This window comes from Streptomyces griseoruber (assembly GCF_001514205.1).
In the GTDB taxonomy this organism is placed as follows: Bacteria; Actinomycetota; Actinomycetes; order Streptomycetales; family Streptomycetaceae; genus Streptomyces; species Streptomyces griseoruber.
Window position 1 is genome coordinate 1 of sequence record NZ_KQ948773.1, and the last position, 13,950, is coordinate 13,950.

Below are 13,950 nucleotides of genomic sequence, written 5' to 3' on the forward strand. Positions count from 1 at the left end.
GGTACGGTGACCCGCATGAGTGATTTTGTGGTGCGGGGCATACGGACCGACGAGTGGCGTCCGGCCAAGGCGTTGCGTCTGGAGGCTCTCAAGGATCCCGCTGCGGCGATCGCCTTTCTCGAGACCTATAAGGATGCCGCTGCGCGGCCGGACTCCTTCTGGCAGGAGCGGGCCCTGAGGGCTGGTGGAGCGGCCGGCGGGGTGCGGCAGTTCGTCGCCGAGGCGGCCGGTGGGGAGTGGATCGGGACCGTCACCGTGCTGGTGGAGGAGGCCGGGAGCGTCGACTGGGCCGGGCTGCCCGTCGAGCGACGGCAAGGCCATGTGGTGGGCGTGTATGTACGGCCCGAATGGCGTGGGGGTGGGGTGACGCGGGAGTTGTTCGAGGCCGGGGTGGAGTGGGCCTGGGGGGTCGGAGTGGAGCGGGTGCGGTTGCTGGTGCACCAGAAGAATCTGCGGGCGCAGCGGGCCTATCGGAAGGCGGGGTTCGCGCCGAGCGGGTTGACGGTGCCCGTAGGGGAGGGTTTCGGGGACTTCTCGGGGGAGATCGAGATCGAGTTCGTGCGCGAGCGGGGGTAGAACTCCCTCAGACCGGTAGGTCGTGGTGGGGCCAGCGGGCTCTGGCCTGTTCGCGGGAGCGCAGGAGAGCCAGGGTGGGCAGGCCGCGGTCCGTTCCGGTTGCCAGGAGGTCCGGGAGTTGGGGGAGAGGTGCTACAGCGGCGATGTCGTCCAGGATCAGGGTCAGTGGTGGGTCGAGGCGACCGGAGGATGACCGTTCGGCCATGCGCCGGCCGCGCTCGACCACGCTGGAGACGAGGGCCGTGAGGAGAGGCATGGCGCCTGGGTTTGTCCTGGGGTCCTCGAGGGATTCGCCGACCACGTAAAGCGTTCCCCCTTCGTCCACGAAGGAATCCAAGGCGAGGGCATCAGTTCGGTTGGGAGTGCATGCCTCGCGGATGTTGATCGTGGAGAGCGCGGAGAGCGCGCGGGAAGTGAGTTCCTGGGCGATGTCGCGGCGCTCGGGGTGGGCGGTGAGGGCGGCCTCCAGTTCGCCGGCGGAGCCGGGGGCGGCCTTCGGGTTGGTGCGGAGGGTGCGGACCGCGTCCTGGATGCCGGTGCCCTGGGACCAGCGGTGGACATGGCGGATGGTGCGGCCGTCGATGGCGGCGGCGTGGAGGTAGCTGCGGAGGAGGGTTTCGGCGGTGTCGGTGACTGCTTGGTCGAGGCGGGCTGTGGGGCGTACGGGGGTGAGGAGGGCGGTGGCCCGGTGGGCCGCCGTCGCCTTGTCCTCGCAGCCGATGGTGGGGGACCAGTGGAGGCGGGCGGGGGTGTCGCAGAGGTGAGTGGGGTCGTAGAGGTGGACCGGGCCCAGTTTGGCTCTGGCGTCCTTGGTGTCCTGCCAGAGCGTGGGGTTGGAGGTGAGGACGAGGGCCGCGCCCTCGGCGTCACGGAGGGTTTGGGTCGCAGCGGCCTTGCGGGTGTCCGGCGGGGCGTAGCGGACGGTGCCTTCGGCGCGGGTGGTTTCCCAGCCGCCCGCCTGTTCACCCTTGGACAGCGAGGTGAGCGACGGGGGGTTCGGCTCCCGTTCTCCGTCGGGTTGAGGCTCAGGTGCCCGTTCGGTCCTGGGTGTCGGTACCTCGTACGGCTGTTCCTCGGGCTCGGGCGTCGCCCTTCGCCTGGCTCGTACCGTTCGCCAACGTGCCACCGTCCCTATGGCGAACACCGTGAGGACGAAGAGGATCATCAGTTGGCCGATGAAGAGGCCCCAGAAGAGACCGTAGCCGGAGAGGGCGGTGGGGGTGGCGTCGGGCCAGGCGCCGGGGATGTCGTGGGGTTGGGCGATGAGGTGGCGCATGGCCAGAGGGGTGCGGGTGAAGGTGACGCCTGTGGGCCAGGATCCGCGGGTGAAGAGGGCGGCCAGGCCCGTGGCCGTCCAGACCAGGAGGGTCATGCCGAGGAGGAAGGCCAGCAGGCCCACCAGGAGGCCGTCGGGGATGCCGCCGGCCTGGCCGCCTTCGCGGCCGGGGGCGCGCTCGTCACCGGGTCTCATGGCAACCCCCTGTCGCTAGGCCACCGTCGACTCGGACGAGTCGTCCAAGTCGGCCAGGTGCTGTTCCATGAAGGCCGCCGCCCGCCGTTCCTGTTCGAGTTCGGCGGCGTGCAGGGCGTCCTCGGCGGCCAGGTGGTCGGTGGAGGACTCCGTCATCGCCCGGTCGGTGAAGACCAGCGGGCGTTCTGTCTCCGTGACCAGGTGTTTGACGACCTGGACATTGCCGTTGACGTCCCAGACCGCGATACCGGGGGTGAGGGTGGGGATGATCTCCACCGCCCAGCGGGGGAGGCCCAGGACCCGGCCGGTGGCCCTCGCCTCGTCCGCTTTCTGGGCGTAGATCGTCCTGGTCGAGGCCATCTTGAGGATCGCCGCCGCTTCTTTCGCCGCCGCGCCGTCCACCACGTCGGACAGGTGGTGGACCACCGCGACGAAGGACAGGCCGAGGCGGCGGCCGAACTTCAGCAGGCGCTGGAAGAGCTGGGCCACGAAGGGGCTGTTGATGATGTGCCAGGCCTCCTCGACCAGGAAGATGCGCTTCTTCCGGTCGGGGCGGATCCAGGTGTGTTCCAGCCAGACGCCGACGATCGCCATCAGGATCGGCATGGCGATGGAGTTGCGGTCGATGTGGGAGAGGTCGAAGACGATCAGGGGGGCGTCCAGGTCGATGCCCACCGTCGTCGGGCCGTCGAACATGCCGCGCAGGTCGCCGTCGACCAGACGGTCCAGGACCAGGGCCACGTCCAGGCCCCAGGCGCGGACGTCGTCTATGGCGACGTTCATCGCCTCCGCGGATTCCGGTTCGGGGTGGCGGAGTTGTTCGACGATGTCGGTCAGGACCGGCTGGCGTTCGACGATCGTCTCGTTGACGTAGGCGTGGGCGACCTTGAGGGCGAAGCCGGAGCGTTCGTCCAGGCCGTGGCCCATCGCCACCTCGATGATCGTGCGGAGCAGGGCCAGCTGGCCCGTTGTGGTGATCGAGGGGTCCAGGGGGTTCAGCCGGATGCCGTCGTTCAGGGCGGCCATCGGGTCCAGGCGGATGGGAGTTATGCCGAGGGCCTGGGCGATGAGGTTCCATTCGCCGACGCCGTCCTCGCCCTGGGCGTCCAGGACGACGACCTGGCGGTCGCGGAAGCGGAGCTGGCGCAGGACATACGTCTTCTCCAGCGCCGACTTGCCGTTGCCGGACTCGCCGAGGACCAGCCAGTGCGGGGCGGGGAGCTGCTGGCCGTACAGCTGGAAGGGGTCGTAGATGTAGCCCTTCCCGGAGTAGACCTCGCGGCCGATGATGACGCCGGAGTCGCCGAGACCGGGGGCGGCCGTGGGGAGGTAGACCGCCTGGGCCTGGCCGGTGGAGGTGCGGACGGGCAGGCGGGTGGTCTCGACCTTGCCGAAGAGGAAGGACGTGAAGGCGTCGGTGAGGACGGACAGCGGGTCCCGCATGTGAAGCCCCTACCTTCGGATGCCGGTGGCGAACGGGAGTGTGTTCACGAACGCGCGGTGGTGCTCTCGGTCGCACCACTCCAGCTTCAGGTACGACTTGCCCGCGGACGCCCTTATCGTGCGCTTGTCGCGGGCCAGGGCCTCGGGGTTCCGGGAGGAGACGGTGATGTAGCCGACCAGGTTGACGCCGGCGGCGCCGGAGGCCAGGTCCTCGCCCCGCTGGTCGAGGCGGGAGTGGGCGGCGACGTCACGGGGGTCGACGGTGCGGTTCATCTTGGCGGCGCGGCTGGCCTCGGCCTCGTCGTTCGTCTTCTCGGTGAGCATGCGTTCGATGGCGACCTCGGTGGGTTCGAGGTCCATCGTGACGGCGACCGTGCGGATGACGTCCGGGGTGTGGACCAGGAGCGGCGCCAGGAAGTTGACGCCCACGGGGGTCATCGGCCATTCCTTCACCCAGGCGGTGGCGTGGCACCAGGGGGCGCGGGTGGTCGACTCGCGGGTCTTGGCCTGGAGGAACGTGGGCTCCATGGCGTCCAGCTCGGCCGGCCAGGCGTTGCGCCGGGTCATCGCCTGGATGTGGTCGATGGGGTGGTCCGGGTCGTACATGGAGTGGACCAGGGAGGACAGCCGGCCCTGGCCCAGGGGCTGGCGGACGCGGATGTCCGCCTCCTGGAGGCGGGAGCAGATGTCGGTCAGCTCGCGGGCCATGACGACGGCGAGGCCGGCGTCGCGGTCGAGTTTGCGGCCGGACTGGGGGCGGGCGGCGCGGGCCATGGCGTGCGCCTCGGCGGCCAGCTCGCGGGTGTAATGCATACAGGCGACGAGGTAGGCGCGGTGCTGCTCGCTGCTGGTGGAGACCATGGACTGGAGCTGGTCGTAGGACTGGGCCAGCCAGCCCGGTGCCTTCTCGTCGCCGCGCTGGGTGACGTCCTTGGCGTGGGCGTCGGGGTCGGCGGGGAGGGTGCGGGCGAGCATCTGCAGGCGGGTGACGAAGCCGTCGCCGTTGGCCACGTGCTTGAGGAGGGTGCCGAAGCGGTCGACGAGGGCTTCCTGGTCCTCGCTGTCGCGCAGGCCGACGCCGGGGCCCTCGATCTCGATGGCGGCGGTGACGGTACGGCGGTCCGCGTGCAGGAGTACGGCGATCTCGTCGGGGCCGAAGGGGGCGGCGAGCCAGCTGATGCGGCCGATGCCCGGGGGCGGGCCGACCTCGACCTCCTGGCCGTCGATGCGGGTGCCGGCCTCCATGGCGCCGGAGCGGTAGGTCGTGCCCTGGCGGAGGGTGCGCTTGTAGCTGCGGTTGATCTCGAACCACTTGTAGAACGTGCGGTGCTTGTACGGCACGTAGACCGCGGCGAGCGCGATCATCGGGAAGCCGGTGAGCAGCACGATGCGCAGGGGGAGGAGGGGGACGAGGAGTCCGCACATCATGCCGAGGAACGCGCCGACGACGATGAGCGCGATCTCGCCGGTTTCGCGGTTGCGGCCGACGATGGCGTTCGGCCGGGCGCGGCCGATCAGATATGTGCGGCGGGGCGAGACCACGTGGGACACGTGGGCCAGGTGGGAATCCGTCGTCAACGCCCTTCACCTCCCGTGCGGTTGTTGCGGGTGTTGCCGGCGTGCGGGGTGTTCACCGCGCTGCTGGTGCGGGGTGCGGGTGCGGCGGAGGGGACAGATCCGCCGCCTCCGTTCGAGGGGCGTGAGCTGTGCGCGGCGACGCCGCCGGAGGCGGGGTTGGAGGGGCGGGGGCCGGAGGCGGACTGGCCGCCTCCGCCGTTGTTGTCGGCGCGGGTGCTGTGGGTCTTGATGCCCTGGGCGACGAGGGTCGCGGGGGAGCTGATGACGGCGGCGGCCTTGCCTTCGGCGCCCTGCATGATGCGGTTGCTGCGGGAGTTCGCGATCTCGTCGCCGAAGCCGGGGACGAAGCGGTAGATCATCGCGCTGGCGAAGATGGCGAGCAGGATGATGGCGAGGCCGGAGACGACGGCGGAGAAGGCGTCGGGGCCGTCGTCGGAGGAGAGGGCGCCGGCGAGGCCGAGGACTATCACGATGACCGGTTTGACCAGGATGACGGCGATCATGATGCCGGCCCAGCGGCGGACGTGGCTCCACAGGTTCTTGTCGACGAGGCCGGCGTAGACGACGGTGCCGAGGAGGGCGCCGACGTAGAGGAGGGCGGCCCGGATGACGAGCTCCAGCCAGAGGACGCCGGCGGCGAGGATGGAGACGAGGGAGACGACGATCAGCATGATCGGGCCGCCGCCGATGTTCTCGCCCTTGGCGAGGGCGGCGGAGAAGGTGCCGAAGAAGGTGTCGGTCTGGTCGCCGGTGGTCTTCGCGAGGACCTCGGTGATGCCGTCCGTGGCCGAGACGACCGTGTAGAGGATCAGGGGGGTGAAGGCGGAGGCGAGGACGGTGAGCCAGAGGAAGCCGACGGCTTCGCCGATGGCGGTGGTGAGGGGGACGCCTCGGACGGCTCGCTTGGCGACGGCCAGGAGCCACAGGACGAGGGTGAGGACGGTGGAGGCGGCGAAGACGACGGCGTACTGCTGGAGGAACTTGGTGTTGGTGAAGTCGACGTTCGCGGTCTCCTTCACGGCTTCGCTGAGCTTGTCGACGGTCCAGGAGGCGGCGTCGGCACAGCCCTTGGCGAGGGAGGAGAGGGGGTCGAGGGTGTCGGAGACGCCGGGGTTGGTGGTGGTGCTGCCGGTGGAGTTGTTGCCGCGTTCGCAGTACTTCTTGGCCTCGCCGGAGATGAGGCTGCAGTCGAGGGAACTGCTGGGCGAGGGGGACGCCGAGCCCGACGGGGTGGGTGACGGGTCGGGTGTCGGGGCCGCGAAGGCGCGGCCGGCCAGCAGGACGGCGCTCGTCTGAACGGCCGTCACGACTCCGGCGAGCCTGAGCAGGCGGCGCGGGTTACCGGGCATAAGTGAACCCTCCGTACTCCTCGATGGCCTTGCTGATCTCGTCGGAGGCGGCGGCCTGGTCGTCGCCGGGGACCGGGGCGGGGCCGTCCTTCTGGCTGTCGGTGCTGATCTTCCAGTCGCCGTCGGCCCAGGTCAGGTCGAAGGTCCAGGTCTTCCACGACGAGGTGACGGGGTCGGTCGAGTCCGTGCCGGACATGCCGATCAGGCCCAGGTACCAGACGGCGACCTGGGTGGTGGTGTCCGAGTGGTTTTTGACCGTCGTGCCGACGGGGACCACGCGGGAGACGAAGGTGTTGCCCTTGGGGGCGTTTCCGTCCGCGTCGAGGCCCATCTTGGCGAGGAAGTCCGCCGAGTAGGCCTGGTCCATGGCGCTCTGCAGCTTGGCCGCGGCGTCCTTGGTGTAGACGGCGTCGACGAGGGTGTGTCTGGTGTCCTTCTGGAACATGCCGGTCGAGCCCAGGGCCACCGCGTAGTTGGCGCCGGCGGACTGGGCGCCCTGCTCGGTGTGCGCGAAGCCCGAGGGGATCCCGGCCGTCTTCGTGTCCACCGGCTTCGTCCCGCTGGCCGCTGTCGATGTCGTCTTCGGCTTGTTGGCGTCGGGGGTGGCTTCCGAGGTCGTGGAGTTGTCGTCTCCGCGGTTCGCGAAGGCGATGGCCGCGATGAGGAGGACGACGACGCCGACCACCGTGACCAGGCTGCGGGAGGAGGAGCGGGCGGGGCGGCGGGCGCCGCCGTAGGGGTCGGCCTCGGGCAGGCGGACGCGGGTGCCCGCGGGCTCGCCGTAGTCGTGTTCGTCGCCGGGAGTCATGCCGCGTTCGCCCCCTCGCTGCCGTACTGAAAAGCATAGAAGTACGACGGTAGCCGTGCTGGTTCCCGCGCGGGCGCGGTGTGGTGACTCGACATCAGGGAAACGCAACCTCAGCCGGTGGGCACGACGGGTGGGTGGGGGAGGAGGGGCACCACCGGGCGGGTCCGGACAGGGCCGGGACGGGGCCGGATGGGGCCGTGGCGGGGCCCGTACGGGCGGCTATACGGCCATGCCGTACACGATCGTGAACAGTGTGCCGAGGGAGCCGATGATGAAGACGCCCGTGAGTCCGGCGATGATGAGGCCCTTGCCCTGTTCCGCACTGAAGGTGTCCCTCAGGGCCGTGGCGCCGATGCGCTGTTTGGCCGCACCCCAGACGGCGATGCCGAGGCAGAGGAGGATGGCCACCGCCATCACGACCTCGATCATCACCTTCGCCTCGTTGCCCAGGCTGCCGAAGGGCCCCCAGTCCGGAGCGATTCCGCCGATGATGGTGTTGATGTCGCCCTTGTCGGCCGCGAACAGCATGTAAGTCACCGCCCCTGGTGGGTAGTTCCGCGTGTCCCCTGCGGAGTGCAGAGGTCAGGCCTCATTGTCGCCGACGATGCCGTCGTCGTATGTCGACTTGGCGTCATTGACGGGTGGGATTCGTATGAATGGTTGGTACGGTCACTCTGTGTATCACGGCAGGTCACGCCGGGCAATGAGGCCGGAACGGAACCTGGGTGTGGTTCCGTCGTTGACCCACTTCACGGCTCCGTGCCGTTTCTGACGGCTGGTCGGGTGAGTGCACGTTTCGATGGTCTCATGTCCGGCTGGAACGCATGGCGAACGGGCCGCGGCTGGATGCCGCGGCCCGTTCGCCCTTGCCACGGTGGCCCCCACGGTCCACTGCGGCTGTCCTTCGGGGTGGTGAGGGGATGTCAGCCGGTGAAGGCGTCGATGCCCTCCGGGGTGCCCACGCCGGTGGGGCCGTCGTAGCCCGACTTGGCGGTGCACAGGTAGCTCGCGCTGGAGGAGCAGGTGCCGTTGCTGCCGCTGGTGACGTCGTTCAGGGACGAGGTGCCGAGGTAGGCGTAGGGGTACGAGGCCGGGTAGTCGCTGCTGCCGGGGGTGCCGGCGAGGGCGTAGACCGCGGCGATGATGGGCGCGGAGGCGCTGGTGCCGCCGAAGGTGTACCAGCCGGCGGTGACGCCGTAGGAGTCGTAGACGGAGACCCCGGTGGCGGGGTCGGCGACGGCGGAGACGTCGGAGATGGTGCGCTTGGAGCAGCCGGTGTCGGTCTGCCAGCTGGGCTTGGCGTCGTAGGAGGAGCAGCCGGAGCCGGTGCCCTCGGTGGAGCTGGTGTTCCAGACCTTCTCGGTCCAGCCGCGGGTGGTGGAGGACGAGGACGACAGGGCGGTGCCGCCCACCGACGTCACGTACTTGGAAGCGGCCGGGTATTCGGCGCCGTAGCCCTCGTCGCCGGCGCTGACGGTGATGGCGACGCCCGCGTGGTTGAAGTACGAGGAGTCGTACGAGGTGTCCGAGGAGGACTCGGAGCCGCCGTAGCTGTTGGAGACGTACTTCGCGCCGAGGGTGACGGCCCGGTTCACCGCGGTGCCGAGGTTGGCCATGGTGGCGGACTTGGCCTCGACGAGCAGGATGTTGCAGTTCGGGCAGGCGGCGCTGGCCATGTCGAGGTCGAGGGACTCCTCCTCGGCCCAGCCGCTGTCGGCGGAGGGGAGCGAGGTGGTGGAGCCGGTCTGGCTGACCTTCTTGAAGCAGCCGTTGGCGGTGGTGCAGGCGGAGAGGCCGTAGTAGGAGCGGTACTTCGCGAGGTCGGCCTCGGCGTTCGGGTCGTCGTAGGCGTCGACGATCGCGATGGTCTCGCCGGAGCCGTTGTCGGCGGCGGCGTCGGTCAGGCCGTAGGCGTCCTGGAGGTCGGAGGGGCCGTAGCCGGTGGGGCTGGCGGCGGCGGCCTTGGGGGTGACCTGCGCGGTGTCGCCGGTCCGCCGGGCCTGCGCCTTCTGGAAGGCGGTGGTGCCGCCGGTGACGCGGAAGGAGTCGCAGGCGAGTTCGCCGTGGTGCTTGGGGGTGGCGCAGGGGGTTGCCGACCAGGTGACCTTCGAGGGTGTGGCGGTGGAGCCGGTGGGGGCCGCGTTCGCGTGGGCCGCGGTGCCGAGGCCGGCGAGCACGAGGGCCGCGGTGCCGAGGAGGGAGGCACCGGCACGGCGCCATCTGCCGGGGGCGGCAGAGGGGTTGGGGGAAGTCGTCGTACGCAACGGACAGCTCCTGATGGTGGGTGACAGGGGCGGTGCGGGTGGGGGTGATGCGTTGCCGTCGGTACGTGGTCCCCGGCGGCGGGCGGCGGCCCGCGACGACTGTGCGCTTGTTGAGTACGCGACAACAAGGAGGGTTGCGGAGTTCTGACTTCCGCCTTACTGAAGGGGGTTGGAGGATTGCTGGGCGATGGTGGGACCATGGTGGGGGGATGGGCGGGACTTGACTCGGGGCGCAGGAAGGTCACGGGGTGAAGGCAGCCTTGCCGTCCGACGGGGCGCCTGCCCGCCAGGTGACGGAACAGGGCGGTGTCGCCAGGGCTGCGTGCGAAGCGCCGTGGACAGTGCCGTACCCCCTTGGGATCATCCGTGCATGGATGAGAACGAAGCACGTGACATCGCTGTCGACTTTCTGTTGGCCAGCGCGTCGGACGCCGCTGAGTGGAAGATGCAGGGACCGTCCAGGCAGGTCCTGGTCCACTCGACTGGGCGCCGCGAATGCCTTGTCTTCGGCTTCTGGCCGCCCAGCGGTTCGTCGGAGGATCCCCTTCGGATCGGTGTTGATCCGGAAACGCGCGAGGCCTTCGTGGTGTGAGGTTCCACCGATGACGTCGGGGCGCAGTGCGACGATTCGGGCCCCATGCTCAGATGTTGCTCAAGAGGTGGTGCGAGTGTGGCGATAACGCTGCTACGTTCTGGCACGACCACGGGGGTTACACGGCTCTTTCTGACCAGGTGAGCCTTGTTTTCCCCTGCTCGCAGTTCACAGGGGAGGAAACACAGTGCACAGCACTTTCGTCCGGCGTGCCGTTGCGGTGGCAGCCGGAGTGTTCATTTCTGCGGGAGTCGTGCCGAGCGCGGCATATGCCATCGACGAAGTACGTGAGTGGAATAGCAAGTCCGAGCCGCTTACGGAGAAGTCGTACGGCAGTACCGGCAAGGCCTACGGGAAGTGGAAGGTCACCCAGACCTCGGACGGCACCAAGTCCAAGGCCTACGGGTACAGCAAGTTGTCCTACCAGGCCGACAACCACAAGGTGTACTTCGACCTCGACACTCATCTGAACGCCGGGTACTGCACGCAGGTCAGCAAGTACATGTCGTGCAGCAAGGAGTACTACTACTACAAGAGTGACGAGGGGAAGCACCACGACAGCAGTGCCTGGACCTACAACACGGCTCAGACGGGTGTGACGGGGGCCGCCGACTACGCGCGTGCGGGAATGGCCACCTGCCTCGACATACCCGCCCGCCCCGACACCTGCTCGGGCCGGACGTACACCGCTGGCGGAAAGTACTAGTCGATTTCGCCTGTGGCCCGCCCCGCTCCGGCCCGTCCGAGGTGCTCGGTACCGCCGAGTACATGGCGACGGACGGCCGGGGCGGGCCCGTCCGGGCGCCGGTGCCGGGAGGCATTCCGTCATGAGTGAGTTTGCACTGCACTGCGAAGAACTGGTCAGGCGTCACAGGAGCGGGTTCGAGCTGGGCCCGCTCTCCCTTGTGCTGACTCCCGGGGTGACCTGCCTCGTGGGTCCGAACGGAGCCGGAAAGTCGACCTTCTTCCGGCTTGCGGCAGGGATCGAGAAGCCGAACTCGGGGAAGGTCTTCCTGAAGACGGCGGATGGTCCGGACCAGAAAACCACCCTTGGTTATCTCCCGCAGGACCCCGAACTTCCCAAGAAAGCGACCTGCGAGGAATTCCTGCAGTACGTGGCCTGGGTGCACCGAGTTCCCGCAGCCAACCGGAACGCACACATCACGGTGGCTCTTGAGCGCACCGGGCTGGCGGAGAGAAGGAAATCGCGAATAGGCAGCCTTTCGGGAGGAATGGCCCGACGGCTCGGCATCGCGGGCGCGCTTGTTCATGATCCCTCGGTTCTGTTCCTCGACGAGCCGACGGTGGGCCTCGACCCGCGCCAGCGCATAGCCCTGCGCGACACCGTCTCGACAATCAGCGGCGGCCGTATCGTGATCGTCTCGACGCATCTGGTCGAGGACATCCGTGGTCTCGCCGACCGGGTGATCGTCCTCAACTCCGGTTCTGTCGTTTTCGACGGCGGTGTGGCCGAGCTGGAGAAGTCGGCGGATTCTGACGCTCCGGGTGACACCGATCTCGAGAAGGCGCTGGCCACTGTCATGGGGGAGGCGGAGTAGTGCTTTCCGTTCGCTACGTGCTGAAGACGCTGCTGGGGCCTTGGGCGCTCCTGGCGGTGATTCCCCTTGAAGTGACGAACTTCGTCCTGCGCGGCATGCCATGGCGCGGTGAGACGCTGTGGACGACCGACTGGTTCGCCATCACGCTGTTCATCACGGGGCCGATCCTGTGCGGTGCGGCCGCCGTGGACGCAGCCCGTCTGTCCCGGGACGGGAACTTCCACCTCGTGTCGGCGGTACCGCGCCCCTACCGCCCGTATCTGCGAGCCGCTGCCTGGGCCGCGCTGCCGGCGGTGGCCGTCCATGTGATCACCGTGTGCGTTGCCCTCGTCTTTGGAGGCTTCTACGGCGACTTCTCGGCGACCTGGACAGCCGTCGCGCTACTCGTGCAGTGCGCGGCCCTGTGCTGGTACGTGGCCATGGGATCCGCCGTGGGGCGGTTCGCCGGTCCGCTGGTCGCGGGCATTGCCGCAGCGGCGGGTTCGTTCGCCTTCTCCTACTTCTTCTCCTACCCGGAGGACTCGTTCGGCCTGCTCGATCTCGGCGGAGCGACCGTGTCCAGGCTGGGATATGAGTACCGGCCCGCCTATCTGCTCACGCAGCTGGTGCTGTTCACGGTGACCGCCGTGGTGGCACTGTTGGTTGTTCCCTCCATCAGTTCCGGGATCCGCGTCCCGTCCAGGGCCGGGACCGCAGCGCTGGGCGCCGTGCTGGCGGCCGTTGTGCTGAGCCCCCAGGTCCCCCTGACTGATCGGCTCTCCTCGCATCCCGTGCGTCCGACACAGTGCGTCGGCAAGGCACCGAAGATCTGCGTCTACCCGGAACACCACCGGGTCAACGATCGAACCGTCGAGTACGTCGAGACCCTGGTGCGGGCCGCGCGGTCGGCGGGCTACGCCGCTCTCGTTCCTGACCGTGTCGATGTCATGAGCCGGACGTATCGGCCGCAGAACCCCGGTGTGCAGGGCCTTGAGGTCGACCCCGACGGTTATGACAGCGGTGTCGTCGACATCCGGTCCATCGCGGACTCGTTGACGACTCCGTACCACTGCGACGCCCTCTACGACGACAGCCGGCCGCCCGGCGACAGATACTGGATCCGTCATCACTCGCTGACCAAGACCCTGCTCGACGCGGCAGACGTGCGGTTCGACGACGGTGAGTACATTCCCGGCTCGCAGGTGCTCACTCCGGAGGCGGCGGGCTCGGTCGTCGCCGACTTCAAGTCCTGCGCGCTGGAGACCCCGTGACGACGGCCTGGAGCACGGTCCGGGCCTGGTGCGCGGTGCACGCCACGCGACAGGCTGCCCTGCTCCTCGGAGCGACCGCGCTCCTCTCGCTGCTGGGAGCGCGGTCGGCGCTGTCGGGCCTGGGTGTCTTTTTCTTCGAGACGCCGGTGCCGTTGCTGCTGCTGGTGCCGACTCTGAGCGGGGTGGCGGTCGGGATCGGTTGTCACCGGATGGCGCGCGTTCCGCTCCCCGAACCGCCCCGGGTTCTGGCGGCCCGGTTCTTTTGGTGCCTTGGTCTCACCGCCGTGGGCGCGGTGTCGGTCACCGTGGCGCAGCTTGCTGGATCCCCGGTCGAGGCAGGGGCGAGCCTGCGTAATGTGCTGCTGCACGCGGGTCTCGCGGTTCTCACCACCCTGTTTCTTGGACCGGCCGTCGCCTGGCTGCCGTCCATGGCTCTGACGCTCGTCGCCATGCTGTACGGCCACTCGCAGTCGGGACCCGAGGTCTACTGGTGGGCAGGCCTCCTGGAGGACCAGGTCACCGAAGGGCAGTGGTGGGTTGTCGGCGCGCTGTTCGTGGGTTCCGCGACGACCTACGCGATTGCGGCGCCCGTGCGTGACCGGCGGCTGCGGATCCGTTAGCCGTCGGTTTCCATGTCGGCCACGCCCTCCACGAAGTGGTCGAACTCGCCTGCCTGGACGCCGAGGACGAAGGCGTCCCACTTGCGGCGGTTCGTCGTGACGACGTTCTCCGGGGCGCTGGTCTCGCGGAGGTAGACGGGGGCCTCGCCGTCGTCGTCCCCGTCTACCTCGCCGAAGGCGATCTCGATCCATGGTCCGGGGCCGGTCGCCTCCGGCGGGGCGGCGCGGATCCAGGTGAGGTCGGGGGGGATGTCAGACATGGGGGGCGTCCTTCTTGAGGGCGGTGAGGAGGGAGAGGAAGGCGGCGGGGGTGGTGGTGAGTATCGCTTCGCGGGGGTCGGCGGATTCGGTGAGATGGATGGTGCGGGGGGTGGTGGCTATGTGGACGCAGGAGTTGCCTTCGGAGCAGTACGACGATTTCTGCCAGGTCGGGTTCATGG

Annotated in this window: 15 protein-coding genes; 6 read left to right on the forward strand and 9 right to left on the reverse strand. The window is 68.9% G+C overall.

Annotated elements, in window-relative coordinates:
- Positions 1 to 15: 15 nt before the first annotated feature.
- Positions 16 to 576, forward strand: a complete 561-nt coding sequence (locus AQJ64_RS25815) for a GNAT family N-acetyltransferase (protein ID WP_107120623.1) — start codon at positions 16 to 18, stop codon at positions 574 to 576.
- A 7-nt stretch (positions 577 to 583) separates the two neighbouring features.
- Here AQJ64_RS25815 and AQJ64_RS25820 read toward each other — a convergent pair whose 3' ends face one another.
- From AQJ64_RS25820 to AQJ64_RS25850, 7 genes are all read right to left on the reverse strand, one after another.
- Positions 584 to 2,047: a type IV secretory system conjugative DNA transfer family protein gene (locus tag AQJ64_RS25820; RefSeq protein WP_059203024.1), complete on the reverse strand. Its 1,464-nt coding sequence runs from the start codon at positions 2,045 to 2,047 to the stop codon at positions 584 to 586.
- 15 nt (positions 2,048 to 2,062) lie between these two features.
- On the reverse strand, positions 2,063 to 3,490 hold the full coding sequence (locus AQJ64_RS25825) for an ATP-binding protein (RefSeq protein ID WP_055637963.1): 1,428 nt from the start codon (positions 3,488 to 3,490) through the stop codon (positions 2,063 to 2,065).
- Between the two features lie 9 nt (positions 3,491 to 3,499).
- Complete coding sequence (locus AQJ64_RS25830; protein WP_055637964.1) at positions 3,500 to 5,068, reverse strand: SCO6880 family protein; 1,569 nt, start codon at positions 5,066 to 5,068, stop codon at positions 3,500 to 3,502.
- Positions 5,065 to 6,417, reverse strand: a complete 1,353-nt coding sequence (locus AQJ64_RS25835) for a hypothetical protein (protein ID WP_055637965.1) — start codon at positions 6,415 to 6,417, stop codon at positions 5,065 to 5,067. Before AQJ64_RS25835 ends, AQJ64_RS25830 begins: the two co-directional genes overlap by 4 nt.
- On the reverse strand, positions 6,407 to 7,225 hold the full coding sequence (locus AQJ64_RS25840) for a DUF8175 domain-containg protein (RefSeq protein ID WP_059203025.1): 819 nt from the start codon (positions 7,223 to 7,225) through the stop codon (positions 6,407 to 6,409). The genes AQJ64_RS25835 and AQJ64_RS25840 overlap by 11 nt, the downstream gene beginning before the upstream one ends.
- Positions 7,226 to 7,444: 219 nt before the next feature.
- Entirely contained in the window at positions 7,445 to 7,753 is a 309-nt protein-coding gene (locus tag AQJ64_RS25845; RefSeq protein WP_014673544.1) for a hypothetical protein, read from the reverse strand.
- A gap of 395 nt (positions 7,754 to 8,148) precedes the next feature.
- Positions 8,149 to 9,489 carry a S53 family peptidase gene (locus AQJ64_RS25850; protein WP_059203026.1) on the reverse strand — a complete coding sequence of 447 codons (1,341 nt, stop codon included), beginning with the start codon at positions 9,487 to 9,489 and terminating at the stop codon, positions 8,149 to 8,151.
- Positions 9,490 to 9,859: 370 nt separating this feature from the next.
- On the opposite strand from AQJ64_RS25850, the gene AQJ64_RS25855 reads away from it, so the two are divergent.
- From AQJ64_RS25855 to AQJ64_RS25875, 5 genes are all read left to right on the forward strand, one after another.
- The gene (locus AQJ64_RS25855) at positions 9,860 to 10,081 is read left to right on the forward strand and encodes a hypothetical protein (RefSeq protein WP_055634084.1); all 222 of its coding nucleotides are present in this window, start codon (positions 9,860 to 9,862) and stop codon (positions 10,079 to 10,081) included.
- 253 nt (positions 10,082 to 10,334) lie between these two features.
- Positions 10,335 to 10,787 carry a hypothetical protein gene (locus tag AQJ64_RS25860; protein WP_055634085.1) on the forward strand — a complete coding sequence of 151 codons (453 nt, stop codon included), beginning with the start codon at positions 10,335 to 10,337 and terminating at the stop codon, positions 10,785 to 10,787.
- 121 nt (positions 10,788 to 10,908) lie between these two features.
- On the forward strand, positions 10,909 to 11,640 hold the full coding sequence (locus tag AQJ64_RS25865) for an ATP-binding cassette domain-containing protein (protein WP_055634086.1): 732 nt from the start codon (positions 10,909 to 10,911) through the stop codon (positions 11,638 to 11,640).
- Between the two features lie 17 nt (positions 11,641 to 11,657).
- Positions 11,658 to 12,890, forward strand: coding sequence for a hypothetical protein (locus AQJ64_RS25870; protein ID WP_157880936.1), 1,233 nt, complete (start codon positions 11,658 to 11,660; stop codon positions 12,888 to 12,890).
- Complete coding sequence (locus AQJ64_RS25875; RefSeq protein WP_055634088.1) at positions 12,887 to 13,510, forward strand: hypothetical protein; 624 nt, start codon at positions 12,887 to 12,889, stop codon at positions 13,508 to 13,510. Before AQJ64_RS25870 ends, AQJ64_RS25875 begins: the two co-directional genes overlap by 4 nt.
- On the opposite strand, the gene AQJ64_RS25880 is transcribed toward AQJ64_RS25875, so the two are convergent.
- Positions 13,507 to 13,770: a hypothetical protein gene (locus tag AQJ64_RS25880; RefSeq protein ID WP_055634089.1), complete on the reverse strand. Its 264-nt coding sequence runs from the start codon at positions 13,768 to 13,770 to the stop codon at positions 13,507 to 13,509. The genes AQJ64_RS25875 and AQJ64_RS25880 overlap by 4 nt on opposite strands.
- Positions 13,763 to 13,948 carry a DUF397 domain-containing protein gene (locus AQJ64_RS25885; RefSeq protein ID WP_055634090.1) on the reverse strand — a complete coding sequence of 62 codons (186 nt, stop codon included), beginning with the start codon at positions 13,946 to 13,948 and terminating at the stop codon, positions 13,763 to 13,765. Before AQJ64_RS25885 ends, AQJ64_RS25880 begins: the two co-directional genes overlap by 8 nt.
- Positions 13,949 to 13,950 lie beyond the last annotated feature (2 nt).